General features: G+C 71.7%; 16 protein-coding genes. 6 read left to right on the forward strand and 10 right to left on the reverse strand.

What is annotated here, in order from left to right:
- Positions 1 to 33: 33 nt before the first annotated feature.
- The 8 genes from ABFX50_RS28600 to ABFX50_RS28635 all read right to left on the reverse strand — a co-directional run bounded on the left by ABFX50_RS28600 (position 34) and on the right by ABFX50_RS28635 (position 9,631).
- A complete protein-coding gene (locus tag ABFX50_RS28600) occupies positions 34 to 1,047 on the reverse strand; it encodes a leucine-rich repeat domain-containing protein (RefSeq protein ID WP_346150499.1) in 1,014 nt (337 codons plus the stop codon).
- Positions 1,044 to 3,398 (reverse strand): aerobic carbon-monoxide dehydrogenase large subunit, encoded by a 2,355-nt coding sequence (gene cutA, locus ABFX50_RS28605; protein WP_346150501.1) that lies wholly within the window; start codon positions 3,396 to 3,398, stop codon positions 1,044 to 1,046. Before cutA ends, ABFX50_RS28600 begins: the two co-directional genes overlap by 4 nt.
- Positions 3,395 to 3,877, reverse strand: a complete 483-nt coding sequence (locus tag ABFX50_RS28610; RefSeq protein WP_346150503.1) for a (2Fe-2S)-binding protein — start codon at positions 3,875 to 3,877, stop codon at positions 3,395 to 3,397. Before ABFX50_RS28610 ends, cutA begins: the two co-directional genes overlap by 4 nt.
- On the reverse strand, positions 3,867 to 4,730 hold the full coding sequence (locus tag ABFX50_RS28615; RefSeq protein WP_346150505.1) for an FAD binding domain-containing protein: 864 nt from the start codon (positions 4,728 to 4,730) through the stop codon (positions 3,867 to 3,869). The genes ABFX50_RS28610 and ABFX50_RS28615 overlap by 11 nt, the downstream gene beginning before the upstream one ends.
- Positions 4,727 to 6,079, reverse strand: a complete 1,353-nt coding sequence (locus ABFX50_RS28620; protein ID WP_183646154.1) for a uracil-xanthine permease family protein — start codon at positions 6,077 to 6,079, stop codon at positions 4,727 to 4,729. The genes ABFX50_RS28615 and ABFX50_RS28620 overlap by 4 nt, the downstream gene beginning before the upstream one ends.
- A gap of 359 nt (positions 6,080 to 6,438) precedes the next feature.
- Positions 6,439 to 7,749, reverse strand: a complete 1,311-nt coding sequence (locus ABFX50_RS28625; RefSeq protein ID WP_346150508.1) for a uracil-xanthine permease family protein — start codon at positions 7,747 to 7,749, stop codon at positions 6,439 to 6,441.
- An 81-nt stretch (positions 7,750 to 7,830) separates the two neighbouring features.
- On the reverse strand, positions 7,831 to 8,040 hold the full coding sequence (locus tag ABFX50_RS28630) for an RNA-binding S4 domain-containing protein (protein ID WP_183646163.1): 210 nt from the start codon (positions 8,038 to 8,040) through the stop codon (positions 7,831 to 7,833).
- Between the two features lie 10 nt (positions 8,041 to 8,050).
- Complete coding sequence (locus ABFX50_RS28635; RefSeq protein ID WP_346150511.1) at positions 8,051 to 9,631, reverse strand: PucR family transcriptional regulator ligand-binding domain-containing protein; 1,581 nt, start codon at positions 9,629 to 9,631, stop codon at positions 8,051 to 8,053.
- Positions 9,632 to 9,741: 110 nt separating this feature from the next.
- Here ABFX50_RS28635 and ABFX50_RS28640 point away from each other — a divergent pair, with 110 nt between their 5' ends.
- From ABFX50_RS28640 to ABFX50_RS28665, 6 genes are all read left to right on the forward strand, one after another.
- Complete coding sequence (locus ABFX50_RS28640; protein ID WP_346150513.1) at positions 9,742 to 10,605, forward strand: oxamate carbamoyltransferase subunit AllH family protein; 864 nt, start codon at positions 9,742 to 9,744, stop codon at positions 10,603 to 10,605.
- Complete coding sequence (locus ABFX50_RS28645; protein ID WP_346150515.1) at positions 10,602 to 11,951, forward strand: AllF/FdrA family protein; 1,350 nt, start codon at positions 10,602 to 10,604, stop codon at positions 11,949 to 11,951. The genes ABFX50_RS28640 and ABFX50_RS28645 overlap by 4 nt, the downstream gene beginning before the upstream one ends.
- Positions 11,948 to 13,327 carry a YlbE family protein gene (locus ABFX50_RS28650; RefSeq protein ID WP_183646168.1) on the forward strand — a complete coding sequence of 460 codons (1,380 nt, stop codon included), beginning with the start codon at positions 11,948 to 11,950 and terminating at the stop codon, positions 13,325 to 13,327. The genes ABFX50_RS28645 and ABFX50_RS28650 overlap by 4 nt, the downstream gene beginning before the upstream one ends.
- A gap of 148 nt (positions 13,328 to 13,475) precedes the next feature.
- Positions 13,476 to 15,752 (forward strand): serine/threonine-protein kinase, encoded by a 2,277-nt coding sequence (locus tag ABFX50_RS28655; RefSeq protein ID WP_346150518.1) that lies wholly within the window; start codon positions 13,476 to 13,478, stop codon positions 15,750 to 15,752.
- Between the two features lie 31 nt (positions 15,753 to 15,783).
- Complete coding sequence (locus ABFX50_RS28660) at positions 15,784 to 16,599, forward strand: MOSC domain-containing protein (protein WP_346150520.1); 816 nt, start codon at positions 15,784 to 15,786, stop codon at positions 16,597 to 16,599.
- 245 nt (positions 16,600 to 16,844) lie between these two features.
- Positions 16,845 to 18,110: an MFS transporter gene (locus tag ABFX50_RS28665; RefSeq protein ID WP_346150522.1), complete on the forward strand. Its 1,266-nt coding sequence runs from the start codon at positions 16,845 to 16,847 to the stop codon at positions 18,108 to 18,110.
- A gap of 194 nt (positions 18,111 to 18,304) precedes the next feature.
- Here ABFX50_RS28665 and ABFX50_RS28670 read toward each other — a convergent pair whose 3' ends face one another.
- Positions 18,305 to 19,903, reverse strand: coding sequence for a bifunctional 3'-5' exonuclease/DNA polymerase (locus ABFX50_RS28670; RefSeq protein WP_346150524.1), 1,599 nt, complete (start codon positions 19,901 to 19,903; stop codon positions 18,305 to 18,307).
- A gap of 167 nt (positions 19,904 to 20,070) precedes the next feature.
- Positions 20,071 to 21,558 carry a metallophosphoesterase family protein gene (locus tag ABFX50_RS28675; RefSeq protein ID WP_346150526.1) on the reverse strand — a complete coding sequence of 496 codons (1,488 nt, stop codon included), beginning with the start codon at positions 21,556 to 21,558 and terminating at the stop codon, positions 20,071 to 20,073.
- Between the last annotated feature and the right edge of the window lie 95 nt (positions 21,559 to 21,653).

A 21,653-nucleotide genomic window follows, 5' to 3' on the forward strand; every position in this document is an offset into this window, starting at 1 on the left:
ATCGGCGGCGTTCGATCGTTCGATCGGCAGGGTTCAGCGCAGGACGACGCAGCCCCTGGCCTCGAGGGCGCGCAGCTCGGCCGGGTCGCCGTCGAGCTTGTTCCAGCGCAGGTCCAGCTTCTCCAGCGCGGTCATCCCCAGCAGCCCTGCCGGGAGCTCCCTGAGCCGGTTGTTGCGCAGGTCGAGGTGGACCAGCCTGGTCAGCCCTCCGATCGTCTCCGGCAGCCGCGACAGGTGGTTGTCGCGCAGGTCGAGCACGCGCAGCGAGGGGGGAAGCGCGGGCAGCGAGGTGAGATGGTTGCCCTGCAGGTGCAGCTCGCGCAGCTCGGCCAGGCGCCCGATGGAGGGCGGCAGACCGGTGAGCGCGTTGTTGTACAGGCGCAGCTCCTTCAGCGCGGCCATGTCGCCGATGGACGGGGGCAGCGCGGTGAGCCTGTTGTCGGTCAGGTTGAGATAGGTGAGCCTGCGCAGGCCGCCGATGGAGGCCGGCACGCGGGTGAATCCGTTGTCGCTGAGGTAGAGGTAGCCGGTGAGGTCGAGCTTCCCGATCTCCGAGGGGATCTCCTTGATCGCGTTGTGCCCGAGGTCGAGCATCCGCAGCCCGCTCAGCCCGCCGATGGCGCCGGGCACGTGGGTGAGCCGGTTCTCCGCCAGGTTGAGCGACCGGAGGCCGGTCAGCCGCCACACCTGGTCGGGGACCTCCTCCAGGCCGTTGCCTCCGGCAGCCAGGTGCCGCAGCGGGCCCAGGCGCGCGGGCAGGCGCTCCAGCGCGTTGCCGTACACGAACAGGCTCTCCAGGGACGGCGGGAGCGGGGGCAGCGAGGTGAGCCTGTTGCCGTCGGCGTGCAGCTCCCGCAGCGAAGGAGGCAGCATCGGTAGTGAGGTGAGCAGGTTGCCGTCGAGCCGCAGCTCTTCCAGCGCGGACAGCTCACCCACCCGGGCGGGCAGCTCGGTGAGCCGGTTCCACGCCAGGTCGATCAGGCGGACGTCGTCGGGCACGGCGGGCATGGCGGTCAGGCCCGCTCCCTGGGCGCGCAGCTCGGTCATCCACCGGATCTTAGGTGGAACAGCTCCGAGGGTGAGATCGGCATCCTGTCGATCGGCAGCCCCTCGGCGTCCTCGACGGCGCCGGCGATCACCGCGGCCACCGGGATCACCCCCGCCTCCCCCGCCCCCTTGATGCCGAGGGGGTTCAGCGGGGAAGGCGTCTCCAGGTGGTCGGTCTCGATGTGCGGGATCTCCGTGGCGTAGGGCATGAGGAAGTCCATGAACGAGGCGTTCAGCAGCTGCCCGTGGGAGTCGTAGGCCATCCGCTCGTACAGCGCGCCGCCCACGCCCTGCGCCACGCCGCCGTGGATCTGCCCCTCGACGATCATGGGGTTGATCAGCCTGCCGCAGTCGTGCACGACCGCGTAACGCAGGACGCGGATCTCGGCGGTGTCGGGATCGGTCTCGACGATCGCCGCGTGCATGCCCGCCGCGAAGGTGGAGCGCAGGGGCGAGTAGTAGTCGCGCCCCTCCAGACCGGGCTCCTCCCCCTCCGCGACGGGCGGCCTGTCGAAGGAGGCGCCGCCGGCGAACTGCCCCGCGCGCGCGGTCTCGGCGTCGAAGGAGTAGCGCAGCGGGTTCGACAGCACCGCGACCGTGGACAGCGGGATCGAGGCGCCGGGCGCGCCGGCGACGTGCACGAGACCGTCGCTGATCTCCAGGTCGGCGGGGTCGGCCTCCAGCGCCTCCGCGGCGATCCTCAGCGCCTTGTCCCGCACCTTCCTGCAGGCCAGGGCGATGGCGTTGCCGCTGACGACGGCCGCCCTCGAGGCGAACGTGCCCACGGCGTAGCCGAACCTGCGGGTGTCGCCCGTCACGACGGAGATCCGCTCGATCGGCACGCCCAGCTCGGTGGCCGCGATCTGCGCGAACACCGTCTCGTGGCCCTGGCCCTGCGAGGTGAGGCCCGTGGACACGTGCACCCGCCCGTCTGAGGTGACCTGCACGTGTCCGCCCTCGTACGGCCCCACCCCTGTGCCCTCGACGTAGCAGCCGATGCCGATGCCGAGACCCTTTCTCGGCACGAAGGAGTCCCAGCCGATCAGCTCCTTCAGCTTGGCCAGCATCGCCGGGTAGTCGCCGCTGTCGTAGATGAGAGGACGGCCGTCCTGGAAGATCATGCCCTGGTCGTAGGGGAACTCCGACGGCTGGATGAAGTTGGCCGCTCTCACCTCGGTGCGGTCCTTGCCGAGATGGGCCGCGATCTTGTCCATCGTCCTTTCCATGCAGAAGACGCCCTGCGGGCGCCCCGCCCCCCTGTACGGCGTGACCTGCACGGTGTTGGTGTAGATCGAGGAGAACTCGACCCGGTAGGAGCCGATCTTGTAGGGGCCGAGCAGCTGCGTCGAGGTGATGATCGGCACGATGATCCCGTACGGCGTGTACGCGCCGTGATCGTGCAGGATCGTCACCTCGAGGCCGAGCACGTGACCGTCGTCGTCGAAGCCGACCCGCACGAACTGCACCTGGCCCCGCTCGTGGGCCGAGGAGATGAAGTGCTCGCGCCTGTCCTCCGTCCACTTCAGCTCGCGGTCGAGCAGCATGGCCGCCCACGGCACCAGGATCTCCTCCGGCCACGGGTGCACGATCTTGACCCCGAACCCGCCGCCGACGTCGGGCGCGATCACCTCGACGTGCGGCAGGGGCAGGCCGAGCTTGGCGGCGATCGCCATCCTGACGCTGGTGGAGGTCTGGGTGGAGGAGTGGACGCGCAGGTCGGTGCCGTCCCAGCGGGCGTGCACGCCGCGCCCCTCCAGCGGCGAGCTCGCGCTGCGCTCGATGTCGAGCCTGAAGGCGAGCGTGTGCGGCGCGCTCTCGATGACCTCGCGGGCGCTCTGCCCCGACCTGGAGGGGACCTCCTGCACCAGGCGCGCGCCCACGTTGCCCGGCACGTCCTCGTGCACCAGCGCCGCGCTGTGGACCGCCGCCTCGATGCCGACGACCGGCTTGAGCAGCTCGTAGTCGACGCGGATCAGCGCGCAGGCGTCCTCGGCGAGGTAGCGGTCCTCGGCGACCACCATGACGACGGGCTCGCCGACGTGCCTGACGACCTCCCTGGCCAGCGGGTAGGCGGTGCGGCCGTGGGTGAGCGCGGGGTGCGGGATGAGCAGCGGCAGCGGCTCGGCCACGAGGCCCGGCAGGTCCTCCCAGGTGTAGACGGCGACCAGGCCCTCCACGTCGAGGGCGGCCGAGACGTCGATGTCGAGGATGCGGGCGTGCGCGTGAGGGGAGCGGACGAAGGCGACGGCCAGCGCGTCGGGGCCCAGGTCGTCGAGGAAGCGGCCCTGCCCGGTGAGCAGACGAGGGTCCTCCTTGCGCTGGACGCGCTCGCCGAACAGCCGCGTCGTCATCGCCCCTCCTCCTCGGCCATCAGCTCGGCGGCCCTGTGGACCGACTTGACGATGTTCTGGTAGCCGGTGCACCTGCACAGGTTGCCGGAGATCCCCTCGAGGACCTCCTCGTCGGTCGGCGTCGGGTTCTGTCTCAGCAGCGCCGTCACCGTGCACAGGAAGCCCGGCGTGCAGAAGCCGCACTGCAGCCCGTGGCACTCGGCGAAGGCCCGCTGCACGGGCGACATGCCCTCGGGCCCGGCCAGGCCCTCCACCGTGGTGATCTGCCGGCCGTCCACGGTCACCGCGAACGTCAGGCAGGAGCGCACCGGCTCGCCGTCGAGCAGCACGGTGCAGCACCCGCAGACGCCGTGCTCGCAGCCGACGTGCGTGCCGGTCAGGCCGAGGTCGTGGCGCAGGCAGTCCGACAGCAGCCGCCTGGCCGGCACGCCGACCCTGCGCACGATGCCGTTGACCACCAGCGTGATGTCATAGCGCATGTCTCGCCGCCTCCGTCAGTGCCCGCACGGCCAGCACCCCGACCAGGTGCCTGCGGTACTCGGCCGTCGCGTGGATGTCGGCCTCAGGTTCCGTCCGATCCTGTACGGCCCGCGCCACCGCCGCCCAGTCGACGGTCGAGGCGGGGCGCCGCTCGCACCACTCGCTCACGTCGGCCGTCAGAGGGACGGGCCCGACCCCGACGCACACCACCCTCGCCTCGCTCACCCGCAGGTCGTCGTCCACCGTGACCACGGCGGCCACTCCTGCCAGCGCGTAGTCGCCGTGTCTCCTGGCCACCTCGACGAACGAGCTGCCCGTCCGCTCGGGCAGCCGGGGGAAGTGGGCGGAGACGGCGAGCTCCCCCGGTTCGAGCGCCGACTCCAGCGGCCCGGTGAAGAACTCGCCCGCGGGCACGTCGCGGACGCCTCCCGCGCGGGCCAGCCGTACCGACCCTCGCAGCAGCGCCAGCACGGCCGGGAGTTCGGCGGCGGGGTCGGCGTGCACCAGGCTGCCGACGACGGTGCCGCGGTTGCGGATCACCGGGTGCGCCACGAGCCTGAGCGCCTGGCGCAGCAGCGGCTGGACCGCGGCGATCCCCTCCGAGCGCTCCACCTGGGAGTGCCTGGCCAGCGCGCCGATCCGCACGCCGTCGGGGGTGACCTCGAAGGGTTCGAGCGAGGCGATCCTGTTGATGTCGACCAGCCGCTCGGGGGCGGCCAGGCGCATGTTGAGCAGCGGGATCAGGCTCTGACCTCCGGCCAGCACCTTGCCGTGCTCCCCCGCCTCGGCGAGCACGTCGAGGGCCTCGCCGAGGTCGCGGGGGGCGTAGTAGTCGAACGGAGCGGGTTTCAACCGGTGCGCTCCCTCACATGCGTTCGTCCCGCGATGGCGCGCAGCAGGTGGTAGCCGGCCACCACCACGACGGTGCCGAGCGCGATGCCGTCCAGGATGAAGTCACTGCTGATCACGTGCTTGACCGGTCCGATCGCCAGGATGATGCCCGCGCCGATCGGGACCATGTTGACGGGGTCGGAGAAGTCCACCCTGTTCTCGATCCAGATCTTCGCGCCGAGTAGACCGATCATCCCGTAGAGGATGACCGTGACGCCGCCCAACACACCGCCGGGCGTGGCGGCCACCAGCGCGCCAAACTTCGGGCACAGGCCGAACAGGATGGCGATGATCCCCGCGATGTAGTACGCCGCCGTCGAGTAGACGCGGGTGGCGGCCATGACGCCGATGTTCTCGGCGTAGGTGGTGGTGGGCGAGCCGCCGACCGCACTGGTGATCATGGTGCCGACGCCGTCGGCGGCGACCGCGCGGCCCATGTACGGGTCGACGTCGGTGCGCGTCATCTCGCCGACCGCCTTGACGTGGCCGATGTTCTCGGCGATCAGCGCGATCACCGCGGGCAGCACCAGCAGCACGGCCGAGGTCCTGAAGTCGGGCAGGTGCATGGGTGGCAGCCCGATCCACGGCGCGTCGGCCACCGCGCCGAGGTTGACCCTCGGATGGGTGTCGATCTTGCTGGTGGCGGCGTTGAAGGCGGTGATGTTCCCGAAGATCCTGTCCGCCACCCAGGAGAGCGCGAACCCCGCCACCAGCCCGATGAGGATGCCGATCCGGCCGGTGAAGCCCTTGAACGCCACGACCACCACGAAGGTGATCACCATCGTGACCAGCGCCATCCACTGGTCCTGCGGCCAGTAGACGTCGGCGACCACGAAGGCGAGGCCGAACCCGATCAGCATGACCACCGCACCGGTCACCACCGGCGGGAAGATCTTGTGGATGATCTGCACACCCAGCACGTGGATCGCCAGGCCCGCCAGCGCGAGCACGAGTCCCGCGACCAGGATCGCCCCTGTGACGATCGCGTCCACGCCCGCCGTGTCACCCCCGAACATCGCCCTGACCGCCAGCACCCCGCCGACGAAGGAGGCGCTGGTGCCGAGGTAGCTGGGCACCTTCCCCTTGACGATCAGCAGGAAGAGGATGGTCGCGATGCCGGACATCATGATCGCGGTGTTCGGGTCGAGACCCATGACCAGCGGGAACACGAACGTCGCGCCGAACATCGCGATCACGTGCTGCGCGCCGAACCCCACCATGCGGGGCCAGGTCAGCCGCTCGTCGGGCCTGACGACCTCTCCGGGGGCCAGATGCTTGCCGTCTCCGTGTTTCGTCCAACCCAAAACCATGAGACCGCCTCCGCTCTGTCGCTTCGGTGGCTTCCCCGCAGGCCATTGCGGGCACAGTATGTTGGCTCGCGCGGCCGTTCACCGGCATGATCTGCCAGATTTCGCCACCTGGTACGGCGCTTCTTTCTCCCATCCTGACCACCGCCCCTCGCGGGGGAGACACCCGCCCCCGTCCCATCACGCGCGGGCGCGTCATTCGCCGCCGTACGCCGGCCTTCCTTCTCCGCTCCGAACGGGCAGTTCGTGCGGAACACCCGCCGCCGCCCCGCCCCTCCCCTTCAGCAGAACGCCCGCCGTCCTCCCGGCCGTACGCGAAGGTGACGGAGCGGGGAGACGGCGGGCGTTCCGCGGAAGGACCGTCAGTCCCGGTGAAGGGCGCGCAGCCCGTGGTAGCCGGCCAGCAGCACGATGGTCCCCAGCGCGATCCCGCTCAGCGCGAACGTCCCCGTCATGGGAAAGGCCACGGGCCCGATCGCGCAGATGATCCCCGCGCCCACCGGCACCAGGTTGACCGGGTCGTTCAGGTCGACCCTGTTCTCGATCCAGATCTTCGCCCCCAGCAGGCCGATCATGCCGTAGAGGATCGTGGTCACCCCGCCCAGCACCCCGCCCGGCGTCGCCGCCACCAGCGCGCCGAACTTCGGGCACAGCCCGAACAGGATCGCGATCACCGCCGCCACGTAGTACGCCGCCGTGGAGTAGACGCGCGTCGCCGCCATGACGCCGATGTTCTCCGCGTAGGTGGTCGTCGCGGGCCCGCCCACCGCCGTCGACACCACGGTGCCCACGCCGTCGGCCATGACCGCCCGCCCCATGTAGGCGTCGACGTCCGCGCCCGTCATCTCACCGACCGCCTTGACGTGCCCCACGTTCTCGGCGATCAGCGCGATCACCACGGGCAGCACCAGCACGATCGCCGACACCTCGAAGACGGGCCCGTGCAGGGTCGGCAGGCCGATCCAGTCGGCCTGGGCCACCGCGTCGAAGTTCACCCTGAAGTGCTCGGTGACCTTTCCGTCACCGCCGGGCGCGGTGATCATCCCGCCCGTCCTGTCCCACAGCCACGACAGCGCGAACCCGAAGACCAGACCGAGCAGCACGCCGATCCTGCCGAGGAAGCCGCGGAAGACGCCGATGAAGACGAAGGTCGCCACCATCGTGATGAGCGCCACCCACGGGTCCTGCGGCCAGTAGACGTCGGCCGCCACGTAGGCCATGCCGAAGCCGATCAGCATGACGACCCCGCCGGTGACGATCGGCGGGAAGACCCTGTGGATGATCTGCACGCCCAGCAGGTGGATCGCCAGTCCCGCGAGGCCGAGCACCACCCCGACCGCCAGCAGGGCGCCCGTGACGGTGCCGTCGCCGCCGCCCGCCGCCCTGATCGCGACCACAGCGCCCACGAACGAGGCGCTCGAGCCGACGTAGCTGGGGATCCTCCCCTTGACGATCAGCAGGAAGATGATCGTCGCCACGCCCGACATCATCACCGCCAGGTTGGCGTCCAGCCCCATCACCAGAGGGAAGACGAACGTCGCGCCGAACATCGCGATCACGTGCTGGGCGCCGAAGCCCACCATGCGCGGCCACGACAGCCGCTCGTCGGGCTTGACCACCTCGCCCGGCGAGAGCTTCCTCCCGTCGCCGTGCACCTTCCAGCCCAGCGCCATCACACCACTTCCCAACCTGCGGTTACGTCTCCTGATTGATGTCGGAGAGAACCTTAGAGGTCAGGAGGACACGCCCGGTCGTCAGGTCACGTGAATGGTGAAGCCGTCGCCGCTGACCACGGCGCCAGACCTGATCTTGCAGGTCTTGCGGAGCTCGACCTCGCCGTCCACCAGCACCATGCCCTCGGCGATGAGGTGTTTGGCCATCCCGCCCGTCTCGGTGACGCCGCAGTACTTCAGCAGGTCGCACAGCGGGATGAAGTCAGAGTTGAGTTCGAAGTCCAGGTCCACGCACCACAGCCTAGATGCCGCGCATGCGCAGCACGTGCAGGGCCAGGGTCAGGTTGAGCCGCAGGTGGGGGTCGTCGGTGAAGTTGCCGAGCAGCCGCTCCAGCTTGCCGATCCTGTAGCGCAGGGTGTTGTAGTGGAAGTGCAGCCTGCGCGCCGTCTCGGCGACGTTCAGGTTGGTCTCCAGCAGCACCTGCAGCGTCCTGCGCAGGTCGGCGTTCTCGGTGTCGTCGTCCGCGGCGAGCGGTCCCAGCGTCTCGCGGACGAAGGCGTGTAACTCGGCGGTGTCGTTGACCAGCGACAGCAGCCGGTAGACGCCGAGCTGGTCGAAGTGGGCGACGGCGCCGGGCCCGTGCAGCTGGCGGCCCACGCGCGCCGCCTTCAGCGCCTGGCCGTAGGCCTCGGGCAGGGAATCGGCGCCGGGGCAGGTACGGCTGGTCCCGGTGGAGAAGGTGCCGGAGGTGATCGCGTCGGCGAAGGCGGAGGCGGCGTCACGGGCCACCTTGGCGCTGTCGGCCGAGGCGTCGACGACGGCGACGACCTCGTGGGAGAAGCCGGCGACCGCGCCGCGCTGGTCGTGGCGGCGCACGGCCGCCGTCCACGAGGTGACGAGCCTGTCCTGGGCGGTCCGCTCGTCGCCCTCGGGGTCGAGCTCGGCCACCAGGACGGTGACCGGGCGCTCCAGGTCCCAGCCGAAGGCCCTCGACCTGTTGGCGACGCGCTCGCCCGTGCCCGCCCTGCCGGTCAGGACGTCGCGCAGGAAGTCGGCGCGGTACTTGCTCTCGACCGCGTTGACCGCGTCCTGCCTGGTGATGACGAGGGCGGCGACGGTCGCCGCGCGCTCCAGGATGCCGACGTCGCTGTCGTGGATGACCCCCGAGGGGCTGTGCGCGACGATCCTGCCGTGATGGTGTCCCCCCGCCACGATGGGGACCGAGGCGAAGTCGCCGGTGCGGCCTGCCGTACCGGCCAGCTGGCGCAGGGCGGCGACGTGCTCGGGCGGGCCCGCGGCGGCCAGTGTCCTGCCCGACCCGTCAATGGCGGCCACGGCCACGTCGAGCAGGCCCGCGACCTCGGCGGTGACCTCGCCGAGCCCCCCGCCGGCCAGCACCACCTGCACCAGCGCGCGGTGCGCCTCCTCGGCGCGGACCAGCACGGCGGCCTGCCTGTTGAGGATGTCGGTCAGCACCTGGTTGAGGATGTCGTCGAAGCCGACGTTGTTGGGCAGCAGGATCAGCGGGAAGCCGAGCCTGTCGGCCTGGGCGACCATCTCGTCGGGCAGCTCGTCGACGTAGCGGCCGAGCTTGATGGCGAGCGCGGCCAGGCCGCGTTCGTCGAGGTCGGCGACCAGGCGGTCGAGCGACTGGGGGGTGTTGCGCAGCGGATAACCGGTGGTCAGCAGCAGCTCGTGCGGCTTGACCCAGGCGAGGATGTCGGGAACCTCCATCACGTTGAGCCGCTGGACGATCCGGTCGAGACCGGACCTCCCGGCGATCAGCCGCGCCTCTGCGAGCGTGGAGACACCGAGCACCTCGCCCACGGAGACGCCATGGATGATCGTTCCAGTGCTCGCCAGGCGGACGGGGGGCTCCATGAGGCGATTGTGGCTGATGAAGGCGTGTGTCAGGAAGAGCCAACCTTTTGACCGACTGTTGGCACATTTCTCCGTACGGAGGGGTGAGGGCCCGCTCTACCGTCGGGACCATGACGCTCGGCACGCAGAGAAGGGTTCACCCGCTGACCCACCTCACCGGGGCCGCGAGCTCGGCCGTGCGCCCGGTGCTCGAGTCGGCCAGGGCGCCCGCCAGGGTGCTGGCCGCCGTGTCCATGGGCGTGTACCTCGAGGTGCGGACCGAGCTGGAGCCCTCGGTGATCGCCTTGATCACCGGGGAGGCGACGAGGCTGCCCAACTCCGTGCTGCTGGCCGGCGAGCTGCCGCACGTCAGCGTGGGCGACGAGGCCGCCGTCGGCAACGGGGTGATCGAGCTCGGACGCTACAGGGTGAAGGCGCGCCGCTGGTGGGATCCCGCGCCCGCGCTGCCCTCCGTCGATCTCGTACGGCTGGCGCAGGCCACCTCGGCCCTGTCGCCCCAGACCACCAGACGCCCGGGTCTCGAGGGCAACGCCGCGATCACCCTGCTGGCCTCGGGCTGCGCGGCGGGCTCGCTGCTGAGGGCCGTGACCGCCGCCGAGCAGCTGGTGGGGCTGGGCCCCGGCCTCACGCCCAGCGGCGACGACGTCCTCGCGGGCCTGCTGGTGGCGCTGCGTCGCCTGGGCACGGCAGCGAAGGTCGAGCGCGCCGTGTGGCTGGCCGACTGGCTGGCCGCCGCCGTCACCTTCGACGCCGGCACCCGTACCACCCCGATCTCGGCGACGCTGCTGCACTGCGCGGCCAGGGGTGAGGCCAGCCCCGAGGTGAGCGCGGTTCTTCGCGGCATCACGGGGCAGCAGGCGCTCGAGCCCGCGCTGAGACGGCTGCTCCAGCTCGGCCACACCTCAGGCGCGGATCTCGCCCAAGGGGTCAGGATCGGCCTGGACTCCGTGCTCGCACTGGGAGCCCGTCCATGAACTCGCTGGTACAGGTGGTGCAGGGCGTCTACCACGACTCCGTGAGCCTGATGCGGGTCAGCCAGGCGTTGTCGGCGCTGCAGGGCGTGGAGGTGGCGGTCGTCGCGATGGCCACGCCGCTCAACCTCGATCTGGCCAGGGACCTGGGCTTCGAGATCCCGCCCGCCGAGCCCTCGGAGCTGCTGGTGGCGCTGAGGGCCGAGGACGTGACGGCCGCGACGGGCGAGCTCGAGCGCCTGCTGGGAGAGCTGTCGAGCCGTTCGGTCGCCACGGAGAGCGCGGGCGTTCCTCCTCGCACGACGCGCTCGGCCGCCAGGCTCGGTGAGGGGAACCTGGTGCTGGTGTCGGTGCCCGGCGAGCACGCCTTCGGGGAGGCGCTCGACGCCGTCGAGGCGGGCCTGCCCGTGATGATCTTCAGTGACAACGTTCCCGTGGAGCAGGAGGTGCTCCTCAAACGGCTGGCCGAGGAGCGCGGCGGACTGGTCATGGGCCCCGACTGCGGCACTTCGGTGATCGGCGGGGCGGGGCTCGGCTTCGCCAACGTGCTGCGTCCCGGGCCCGTCGGCGTGGTGGCCGCCTCGGGCACGGGGGCCCAGCAGGTGACCTCGCTGCTCGATCTGGCGGGGGTAGGCGTCAGCCAGGTGCTCGGGGTCGGGAGCAGGGACCTGTCGGAGCAGGTGGGCGGGGTGTCGGCGATGCGGGCGCTGCGCCTCCTCGACGAGGACCCCGCGACCGAGCTGATCGTGCTGATCTCCAAGCCGCCCGCGCCCGAGGTGGCAGGCGCCGTGCGCGAGGTGGTGGACAAGCTGCGCACGCCGGTGGTCACCGCGCTGCTCGGCACCTCCGACGGCGACCTGACCTCGGCCACGGCGCAGGTCCTCGACCGGCTCGGCCGTCCCGTGCCCGACTGGCCCTCGTGGAGCAGGCCGGTCGCGAAGGGATCGGTCAGGGGCCTGTACTCCGGCGGCACGCTGTGCACCGAGGCCTCTCTCATCACGCCTGGCGGGTTCGTCGACTACGGCGACGACGTCTTCACCCGGGGCAGGGCGCATCCGATGATCGACGCGACGCTCAGGCTCGAGGCGCTGGCGAAGCTGGAGCCAGGAGAGGTGGCGCTGATGGACGTGGTGCTCGGGCACGGCGCCGACCCCGACCCCGCGCTGCGCCTGGCCCCTGCGATCGAGGCGGCCACGCGCGGAGACGTCCAGGTCGTCATCGCGCTGGTCGGCACCGAGGGCGACCCGCAGGGCCTGCGCCGGCAGGCCGAGGCGCTTCACCAGGCGGGCGCGTCGGTCTTCACCTCCAACGCCCAGGCAGCCCGTCACGCCGCAGGGAGCGCACGGTGACCCTTCTGCCCGCCGATCCGCACGTCATCACCGTCGGCGCCGACCTGCTCGGTGAGGCGCTGGACGCGCAGGCCGTACCGAGGACCCCTGTCGAGTGGCGGCCGCCGCTGCGGGGCACCGCCGCCGCGCTGGCGCGCGTGCTGGCCGACCCGCGCAGGAGCGCGGCCAACGAGCTGGCCGTGGGCCGCCTGCTGTCGGCCAGGCCCCAGCTGGTCGGCGTACGGCCGGCCGCCGACGCGCTCGGTCTGGAAAGGGGCACCTTCCTGCACGCCGGGCCGCCGATCACCTGGGAGCGGGCCTCCGGCCCGATGCGCGGCGCGCTCATCGGCGCGGTGCTGCTGGAGGACATGGCCGCCACGGAGGAGGAGGCGCGGCGCCTGCTCGCAGGGGGCCGGGTGCGGCTCGACCCCTGCCATCACCACGGCGCGGTCGGTCCGATGGCCGGGGTGGTGAGCCCGTCCATGTGGATGTTCGAGGTGCGCGACGCCGAGCACGGCGGCACCGCCTACTGCTCGCTCAACGAGGGCCTGGGCAAGGTGCTGCGCTACGGCGCCTACGGCCCCGAGGTGCTCGAGCGGCTGCGCTGGATGGGCTCGGTGCTCGGCCCCTCGCTGCGCGACGCGCTGCGGGTCACCGGACCGATCGACCTGCGCGGGCTGATCGCCCAGGCCCTCCAGATGGGCGACGAGCTGCACAACCGCAACAGGGCGGCCACCTCGCTGTTCCTGCGCGAGCTCGCCCCCGCCCTGGTGGAGGCCGCTCCCGCGCACGCGGCCCAGGTGCTGCGCTTCGCGGGAGGCAACGACCACTTCTTCCTCAACCCGGCCATGGCGGCGGCCAAGGTCAGCACCGACGCCGCCCGCGGCGTGCCCGGATCGTCGCTGGTCGTGGCCATGGCCCGCAACGGCACCGACTTCGGCGTGCAGCTGTCCGGTCTGGGCGACCGCTGGTTCACCGGGCCCGCGGGCGTCCCCGACGGGCTCTACCTCGGCGCGTACGGACCCGCCGACGCCAACCCCGACATCGGCGACTCCACCATCACCGAGACCTCCGGCCTGGGCGGCTTCGCCATGGCCGCCGCTCCCGCGATCGTGAAGTTCGTCGGCGGCGAGGTCGGCGACGCGATCACCGCCACCCGCTCGATGTACGAGATCACGCTCGCCGAGCACCCCGCCTACCAGATCCCCGGGCTCGGCTTCCGCGGCACACCCGTCGGAATCGACGTCGCGCTCGTCGCACGGACCGGTCTGCTTCCCGTGGTCAACACCGGCATCGCGGGCAGGGTCGCGGGCACGGGCCAGGTGGGCGCGGGACTGGTGAGCCCGCCCGCCGAGGCGTTCATTGCCGCGTTGAACGCGCTCGCATTCGATAAGTGATCTCTTTGGCATTTTCCGCGTTGCCGCAGCTCACCCTGAAGATTACCTTCCGTTGACTTAGGTTGATCATTCTTCGACTTCCGTTTACTAATGGCATGCCTATATCGTGTCGAACCTCGCAATTTGCGTTGGGAATGGGGGGCGGGAGATGTCGGACCGCTTGCTCGGAAAGGTTCCCACCGAGGGAACCGGTGCGCCGGGGGGCGTGGAGAGTCAGGGTCGTCTGATCGGCCGCAGGTACAAGCTGCTGTCCCCTGTGGGCAGGGGCGGCATGGGCATGGTCTGGCATGCCCACGACGTGTTGCTCGACAGGCCCGTGGCGGTGAAGGAGCTGATCCTTCCCTACGGGCTCGACCACGCGGGCCTGCAGGTGGCCCACCGGCGCATGATGCGCGAGGCCCGTTCGGCCGCGCGGCTCGGCCACCCTGGGATCGTCACCGTCCACGACGTGGTCGAGGAGGACGGGCGGCCGTGGATCGTGATGGAGCTGGTCAGGGCCTGGTCGCTGGAGCAGGCCATACGGCAGAGCGGTCCGCTGCCCGTCATCCAGGCCGCCGAGATCGGCGTCAGGGTGCTCGACGCGCTCAGGCACGCCCACGCGGCCGGAATCCTGCACCGTGACGTGAAGCCCGGCAACGTCCTGCTGACCGCCGACAGGGTGGTCCTCACCGACTTCGGCATCGCCGCGATCGAGGGCGATGTCACGATCACGCAGACCGGGCTGCTCATGGGCTCGCCCGCCTACGTCCCGCCCGAGCGGCTGTCGGGGCAGCCCCTCACGCAGGCCGCCGACCTGTGGTCGTTCGGCGCGACGCTCTACGCCGCCGTCGAGGGCAGGCCGCCCTACGAGGGGCCCGACGCGATCGCGGTACTCGGCGCGGTGCTGACGCAGGAGCCGATCAAGCCGCAGCGGGCGGGGGCCCTGCTGCCGGTCATCGAGGGGCTGCTGCGCAAGAACCCCGCCGAGCGGATGAACGCCGCCCAGGTGGCCGAGCTGATGGAGCGGGTGCTGCGCAGCCACGGCTCCACCTCCGCGCGGTCGGCGGGGCCCATCCCGACGCCCGCGGACTCCACGCCGATGCATCTGCTGCCGCCGCTCGATCCGCCGTCGGGGCCGCTGCCCTCGCGGATCGTGGAGACGCCTTCGGGGCCGGTGCGGGTGCCGTACGACCCGCTGAACAGCCCTTCCGGTGCGCACGCCGAGCCGTACGCGGGGGTGGAGAGCCCTTCGGGCGCGCACCGCACCGACATGCTCTCCGCGCCTTCTGCCGGTTTCGACGCCTTCGGCAGCTCTTCGGGCGGATACCCCACGGTCAGCCCCGCGGCCCACCCCACGGGCGGGCCTACCGGCAACCCCACGGGCGCCCCGGCGGGCAGCCCGGTGGTAGGCCCGGCGGGCGGTCCAGTGGGAGGCCAGGCGGGCGGTCCATTCGGCGGCTCGATGGGCGGTCCTGCGGGCGGCCCCTCAGGAGCGCATGGCTACGACGCCCTGCGCAGCGCCTCCGACCCTCACGGCCACCGGCTGCCCAGCGGGTACGACGCCCTCCGCTCGCCCTCGGGCCCGCACGGCGCTCCCCCGCAGCCGGGCTCCCTCGAGAGCCCGCAGGGACGCGTGGGACCCCCCGCCGCGCCCGTGCCGCAGCCGCAGCCGATCCTGCCGCTGACCGACAGCGTGCGCACGGGCCCCTCCGCGCAGTCTCCGTGGTCGCCGACCTCGGGAGAGACGACCCGCGCGACCACCCGCGACAGGGAGGACCGCTCGGCCAGGGGCCGCAGGCGGAGCTCGGGCGGCGGCGACGGCTGGCTGCACGAGGGCCGCCCGACCCCGCGCCTGGTGGTGACCGCCGTCGCGGCCGTCGGCGTGCTGACGGCCGCGATTCTGATCATCTCCTCGGGCGGCCCCTCGTCCGAGCCCGGCGTGGCGGCCTCGCCCAGCGCCTCATCGGCCGCCTCCTCTGCCCCCGTCCCCGTGCCGCTGGCGGCCGTGACAGTGCCCGAGGGGTTCAAGGAGCACACCCCTGACGGCTTCTCCGCCGCGGTTCCCTCGGCGTGGAAGCTGAGCTCCTCCGCCGACAAGGCCGTCTTCGACGGGCCCAAGGACTCCGGCATGAAGATCACGGTGGAGCCCGCGACCCCGCAGAACGACGGCGGGCTCGCCGAGCTCACCGGAAGGGAGGCCAACGGCGGCGCCGAGGGCTACCTCCGGGTGCAGCTGCAGGAGGCGAAGTACCGCGGGTGGAAGGCAGCCGACTGGGAGTACCAGTACACCCAGTCGAACGGCGTGCCCATGCAGGCCCTGACCAGGCACGTCACGCTGACGGGACAGAGCGCCTTCACGATCACGTTCGTCGCGCCGCAGCTCCAGTGGGACGACCAGGCCAAGACCCGCGAGGTGTTCCTGACCACCTTCAGCCCCGCTTCCTAGCCTCAGGGGGGCATGGGGTACCGTCGCCGCCATGAAACTGGCGAGCGTCCATTTCTATCCGGTCAAGTCCACGATGGGTCACGACGTCCCCGAGGCCGAGGTCGAGCCCTGGGGGCTGAAGGACGACCGCCGATACCTGGTGGCCACCCCCGAAGGCCAGATGCTGACCGCCAGGGAGGTGTCTCGGCTGCTGACCTGCAGGGCCGAGGTGTCCGGCGGCACGCTCACCCTCACGGGCCCGCATCGCGAGCCGCTCAGGGTGACGCCGACGACCCTGTTGACCGAGGTGCGCGTGTGGCGCACGGAGGTGAAGCTCACCGACTGCGGCGACGAAGCGGCGGACTGGCTTTCGGCCCTGCTCGGCCGCTCGGTGCGCCTGGTGTGGCTCGACGACCCGACTCGCCGTCCCGTCAGCCCCAAGCACGGCACGCCGCAGGACCGGGTGTCGCTCGCCGACGGCTATCCCGTGCTGCTCGCCTCGACCACCTCCCTGGACCGGCTCAACGACTGGATCGCCGAGACGGCGGTCGAGCGGGGCGAGGAGGTGCCCGCGCCGCTGCCGATGCGCAGGTTCCGCCCGAACGTGGTGGTCTCGGGCGTGGAGGAGCCGTTCGCCGAGGACGGGTGGAAGCGCGTGCGCATCGGCGAGGTGGACTTCCGCGTGACCAAGCCGTGCGACAGATGCGTGCTCACCACGATCGACCCCGACACCCTGGAGAAGGGCAAGGAGCCGCTGCGCACGCTCGCCAAGTACCGCAGGATCGACAAGCAGCTGCTGTTCGCCGTCAACCTCATCCCCGACGGGACCGGCGTGATCAGGATCGGCGACCCCGTCGTCCCCTCCTGACCACCCCTGGGCTCACAGTCCCCTTTCAGGCGGTCACCCCCCTCCGGACCCACCCCGAGGTTCGCAGTCACCTACGGGCGGTCGGCCTCCTCCGCCACCCCCCAGGCTCACAGTCACCTTCAGGCGATCGCCCTCCTCATCCACCCCCAGACGCCCGGTCACCTTTGGCGTTCACACCCTCGCGACCCACTCCAGGCCCGCAGTTCCCTTTGGGCGGATGTCAGGGGCTATGCGACACTTCACCGGTGACCACCGCCCCTGCCAAACCAGGATCGCCGTCCGTCGAACGGGTGCAGCGCCGCACCCTCGCCGTCCTGTCCGCCGCGCAGATCACCGGCGGCGTCGGGGTGGCGGTGGGCCTGGCACTCAGCTCGCTGGTCGTCTTCGACCTGTCCGGGTCGGAGGCCATCAGCGGCCTCGCCGGAACGGCCACCGTGCTCGGCGCGGCACTGCTCGCCCTGCCCGCGGCCAAGGCGGCGGGCAAGGGCGGCAGGAGGGCCGGGCTCGGCCTGGCCTACGTCGCCGCGCTGACCGGATGCGTGATCTCGGTACTGGCCATCAGCATCGCCTCGTGGCCGCTGCTGCTGGCCGGTTTGGTGCTGGTGGGTGGCGGCAGCGCGGGCAACCTGGCCGCGCGCTACTCCGCCACCGACCTCTCGCCTCCCGGCCACGCCGGCAGGCACCTGTCGCTGGTGGTGTGGGCGGCGACGATCGGCTCGGTCGCGGGTCCCAACCTGGCCGACCCCGCCGACCGGCTCGGCATGAGCATGGGCCTGGCGCCGACGGCGGGCCCCTTCGCCTTCGCCGCGCTGGCCTTCGCGGTGGCGCTGCTCATCGTCGTGGCGGGGCTGCGCCCCGACCCGCTCAAACTCGCCAGGCAGCTCACCGGGACGGCCGGCGCCACCGGGGGCAGGTCGAAGACGATCAAGGACGCGTGGGGCACCCTGCGCGCCACCCCCGCCGCCCGCGCCGCGCTGCTGGCCATCGCGGTCAGTCACACCGCGATGGTGTCGGTGATGTCGATGACCCCTGTCCACCTGCGTCACGAGGGGGCGGAACTCAAGGTCATCGGCCTGGTGCTGAGCCTGCACATCGCCGGCATGTACGTGCTGTCGCCGGTGGTCGGGTGGCTGGCCGACAAGGTCGGCAAGGTGCCCGTACTGGTGCTCGGCATGGCGCTGCTGGTGGCGTCGGCGGCGCTGGCGGGTACGGCGGGCGAGCGTGTCTGGCAGATCACGGCCGGCCTGACGCTGCTGGGCATCGGCTGGTCGTGCGGCCTGGTGGCGGGCTCGGCGATGCTGTCGGAGGCGGTGGCGATCGAGCGCCGCCCCGCCGTGCAGGGCCTGTCGGACCTGCTCATGAACATCTGCGGCGCCACCGGCACCATCATCGCGGGCGCGATCGTGGGAGCGCTGTCGTACGGCGTGCTCGGCCTCGTGGTCGGCGTCATGGTCACGGCCACCGGCCTGTGGCTCGCCCTGGCCCGCCCCTCGACCAGCACCCCCGCGTAGCACCCCATCGACCTACGCTCCCCGGGTGAAGCTGAACCCCCGCCGCCGTCCTGCGCAGACCCTCCCCGGTGGCCGGACCTCTTCACCGGCGCCCTGCGTTCCCCGGGGGTCGCCGTCCCGGAGCACGGCACTCTCTGGTCAGAGCGCCGGAAACTCGGTTTGGAACCGTCCGGCGAGAACCGCGGGCGCGGCGGTCACTTGGCGTCGGCGTAGCACGAGACCGTGACGGCCTCCATCGGGAAGCGCACGGGCGTCGCGCCGAACAGCAGCCTGCTCGCCTCGGCCGCGGCGGTGGCGATCGCCGCGGTCACCTGCTCGGCCTGCTCCAGTGGGCAGTGCACCATCACCTCGTCGTGCTGGAAGAACACCAGCCGCGCCGGTTCGGGCAGCAGCCCCCTCAGCACGGCCAGCAGGGCGAGCGCCCACTCGGCGGCCGTGGCCTGGACGACGAAGTTGCGGGTGAAGCGCCCCCTGTCGCGCGCCGCCCTGGCGCCGTCGGGCCCCGCGACGAGCTCCTTCCACCGCGGGGAGGGCGGCGGGCTGGTGCGGCCCAGCCACGACCGGACGAGCTTGCCCTCCTCCCCCGCCTTGGCCGCGTCCTCCACGAAGCGGTAGGCCAGCGGGAAGCGCTCGCGCATCACGGCCAGCAGCTTGGGTGCGTCGCCGCTGGTGCCGCCGTACATCGCCGACAGCATCGCGATCTTGGCGTGGTCGCGCTCGCCCCCGAACGCCTTGGCCAGCGCGGAGTAGAGGTCGATCTCACCCGCCGCCCTGGCCAGGCCGCGGTCCCCCGCCATGGCGGCGAGCACCCTGGGCTCCAGCTGCGCCGCGTCGGCGACGATCAGCGCCCAGCCCTCGTCGGCCACCACCACCCTGCGCATCATCTTGTGGATCTGCAGCGCGCCTCCTCCGCTGGTGGCCCACCGCCCCGACACGACACCGCCCACGACGTACTCGGCCCTGAACCTGCCCTCGCGCACCCACTGGTCGGCCCACGCCCAGCCGTGGAAGCTGTAGAGCCTGGCCAGCTCCTTGTAGGCCAGCAGCGGCCCGACGGCGGGGTGCTCGATCTGCTTGAGCTCACCGGACCTGGTCGTCTTCAGCGCCACCCCCGCCCCCTTGAACGCCTTGACCAGCTGCTGCACGGAGTCGGGGTTGACGGGGTGGCCGAAGGCGGCCGTCACCTGGTCGGCGAGCGCCTGGAGCTTGGCCGGCCGCATGCCGTGCACGGGCCTCGGGCCGAGCAGCTCGGTGAGCAGCTCGTCGTGGATGTCTCTGCGCCACGGCATGCCGTCGTGGCCCATCTCGGCCGCCACCAGCGCCCCTGCCGACTCGGCGGCCACCAGCAGCCTGAACCTGCCGGGGTCGGGCAGCGCCTCGATCCTGGCGAGCTGGTCGCGCAGCACCTCGGCCAGCGCGTCGGCGCCGAGCTCGGCCCGCTCGGGCTCGAACAGCGTGTCCTGCCGCGCGGCGGGGCCGGCGCCCTCGTCGTCGGGCACCGGCAGCCCGTGCAGCCTGGCATGGGCGGCCTCGGCCGATCGCGCCTCGCCGTAGCGGCCCTCGTGGGCCAGCAGCAGCCCCTCGGTGAGGGCCAGGTCGTGGCAGCGCGACACCCGGACGCCCGCGGCCAGCAGGCCGGGGTAGAGGTGGCGCGCGTCGGCGAAGACCCAGCGCGGCCTGTGCTCCTCCATCTCGCGGACGGCGCGCACGAGGTCGTCGACCCTGCGGAGCTCGCCCCCGACGGGGAGAAGTGAGCCGCCCCCTGAGGGGTCGGAGGTCAGCGCGACGTACACGCCTTCCAGCCTGCCAGGCCGTACCGACATTTCCCCGGCGGGCCCGCGCTGGAGAAGCCTGTCGGCCCGCGCTGGAGAAGCCGACAGCGCCCGCGCCAGAGAACCCGGCGACGCCCGCGGCAGAGAACCCGGCGGCGCCTGCGCCGGAAAACCCGGAGGCGCCCGCGTTAGAGAAGGGAGATCGACACCTCGTCCTCCAGCGGCGGGTCGAGCTCCTGCGGGAGGCAGCCGGTCGCCGCGAAGCAGCGGATGGTCAGCTGCGAGGGTGTCACCTCCAGGTGCAGGAAGCTCTTGAAGAACGGCGGGGTGTCCCAGTCCGACAGCTCCGACAGGTAGCGGTGGAAGACGCTGCCGACCGGCAGCCTGAACGGCATCGGCCACGCGCCGAGCACGCGCGCGGCCCACCTCATCCTTCGGGTGATCGTGACGGCCGGGTCGATCTGCCTGACCGGCGTGTTCTTGATCCGGTCGGCCATGATGCAGGCCGCCTCGGCGGGGGTGAGGAAGAGCCACCGCATGCGCAGGCGCTTGGCGTAGAGCTGGCTGTAGAACGACAGCGAGTCGCCGCGCAGCGGGTAGCACTTGAAGTCGTCCTCGTGCACCCCGGCGACGCCGACCCTGCCGATCGTGTGCGTGGCGTGCATGAAGGCCCCCGCCCCGCCCGAGACGATGTACTGGATCACCCTGTCGCCCACCCTGACCGGGTAGCGCTGGTAGTTGTGCACGTCACCGCCGATCGCCGCGACGTAGCGGTGCGCGGGGTCGCGGACGATGTCGTCGATGGTGCCCCCGCCCTCCAGGGCCGAAGGCTTGTGGGCGTCGCGCGTGTAGATCGGCTTGCCGGTGATGAGGATCTTCGGCCGGGGGTCGAGCGAGGTACGGCGCAGCCACGCGGTCTGCTCGGCGTCGATGGCCCCCTTGATGCCGGTGTCGACCCCCACGATCAGCAGGCTCTCGCTCTCGATGGCCCAGTAGGGGGCGGGCTGCACCGCCTGCTGGGAGGGGGCGCCGCGCAGCTTGCGCGCCTCGGCGAGCGCCTGCTCGTCGATCCGCTCCGACTTGCGCCACAGCAGCGCGCGCAGCCCCCTGTCAGGGCGGGGCTTGAGCGGCGGCGCGTCGCAGAAGACGCGCATGAACCCGCCGAGCCCGTCGTACCAGTCGTGGTTGCCGGGAATGGCGTAGACGGGGGCCTGGTAGTCCTTGTAGGGCCTGAAGAACTTGTCGCAGTACTCGTTGCCCGCCCCCGTCGGGTAGACCACGTCGCTGGCGATCACCGCGAACGAGGTGTCCGCGCCCACGTGCAGCATGCCAGGCACGACCGCGTACTGGGAGTCGTCGCCCTCTCCCGGATCGCCTAAGAGCAGGAAGCTGAAGCTCTTGCCCACGCCTGGCCTGATCCTGAAGTCGCCGTCGACGCCGCGCGCCCGCTGCGCCTCGACCCAGCGCCGCCGTACCTGGCCCGAGGGATCGCCGAACAGGCCGGCGAGGATCTCGTTGCGTGAGCGCCAGAGCGTGCGCGGATGAAACCAGGAGAAGGTGTCGGTGTTGGGCCGAAGGCCCTTGTACGACCCGATCTGCTGGCAGCGCCAGCCCGCGCCCTCCTCGGAGGTGCGGGAGGATGACCGCTTTCCACGTTCTGCGGCGACTTCGACCATGACCATATCTTTACCCGATCACTGGGCCTGTCATCGAGTGACCACGTGCGGTAGCCTTCATCCCCCAAGCAAGCGGTTGTCGATCGTGCGGGGGG

It is taken from the genome of Nonomuraea recticatena (assembly GCF_039533245.1).
In the GTDB taxonomy this organism is placed as follows: domain Bacteria; phylum Actinomycetota; class Actinomycetes; order Streptosporangiales; family Streptosporangiaceae; genus Nonomuraea; species Nonomuraea roseola.

Bases quoted from the DNA above. Each gene is read 5' to 3' on its own strand.
- ABFX50_RS28600 (WP_346150499.1), bottom strand. From the start codon at position 1,047: ATGACCGAGCTGCGCGCCCAGGGAGCGGGCCTGACCGCCATGCCCGCC.
- cutA (WP_346150501.1), bottom strand. From the start codon at position 3,398: ATGACGACGCGGCTGTTCGGCGAGCGCGTCCAGCGCAAGGAGGACCCT.
- ABFX50_RS28610 (WP_346150503.1), bottom strand. From the start codon at position 3,877: ATGCGCTATGACATCACGCTGGTGGTCAACGGCATCGTGCGCAGGGTC.
- ABFX50_RS28620 (WP_183646154.1), bottom strand. From the start codon at position 6,079: ATGGTTTTGGGTTGGACGAAACACGGAGACGGCAAGCATCTGGCCCCC.
- ABFX50_RS28625 (WP_346150508.1), bottom strand. From the start codon at position 7,749: ATGGCGCTGGGCTGGAAGGTGCACGGCGACGGGAGGAAGCTCTCGCCG.
- ABFX50_RS28635 (WP_346150511.1), bottom strand. From the start codon at position 9,631: ATGGAGCCCCCCGTCCGCCTGGCGAGCACTGGAACGATCATCCATGGC.
- ABFX50_RS28640 (WP_346150513.1), top strand. From the start codon at position 9,742: ATGACGCTCGGCACGCAGAGAAGGGTTCACCCGCTGACCCACCTCACC.
- ABFX50_RS28645 (WP_346150515.1), top strand. From the start codon at position 10,602: ATGAACTCGCTGGTACAGGTGGTGCAGGGCGTCTACCACGACTCCGTG.
- ABFX50_RS28655 (WP_346150518.1), top strand. From the start codon at position 13,476: ATGTCGGACCGCTTGCTCGGAAAGGTTCCCACCGAGGGAACCGGTGCG.
- ABFX50_RS28660 (WP_346150520.1), top strand. From the start codon at position 15,784: ATGAAACTGGCGAGCGTCCATTTCTATCCGGTCAAGTCCACGATGGGT.
- ABFX50_RS28675 (WP_346150526.1), bottom strand. From the start codon at position 21,558: ATGGTCGAAGTCGCCGCAGAACGTGGAAAGCGGTCATCCTCCCGCACC.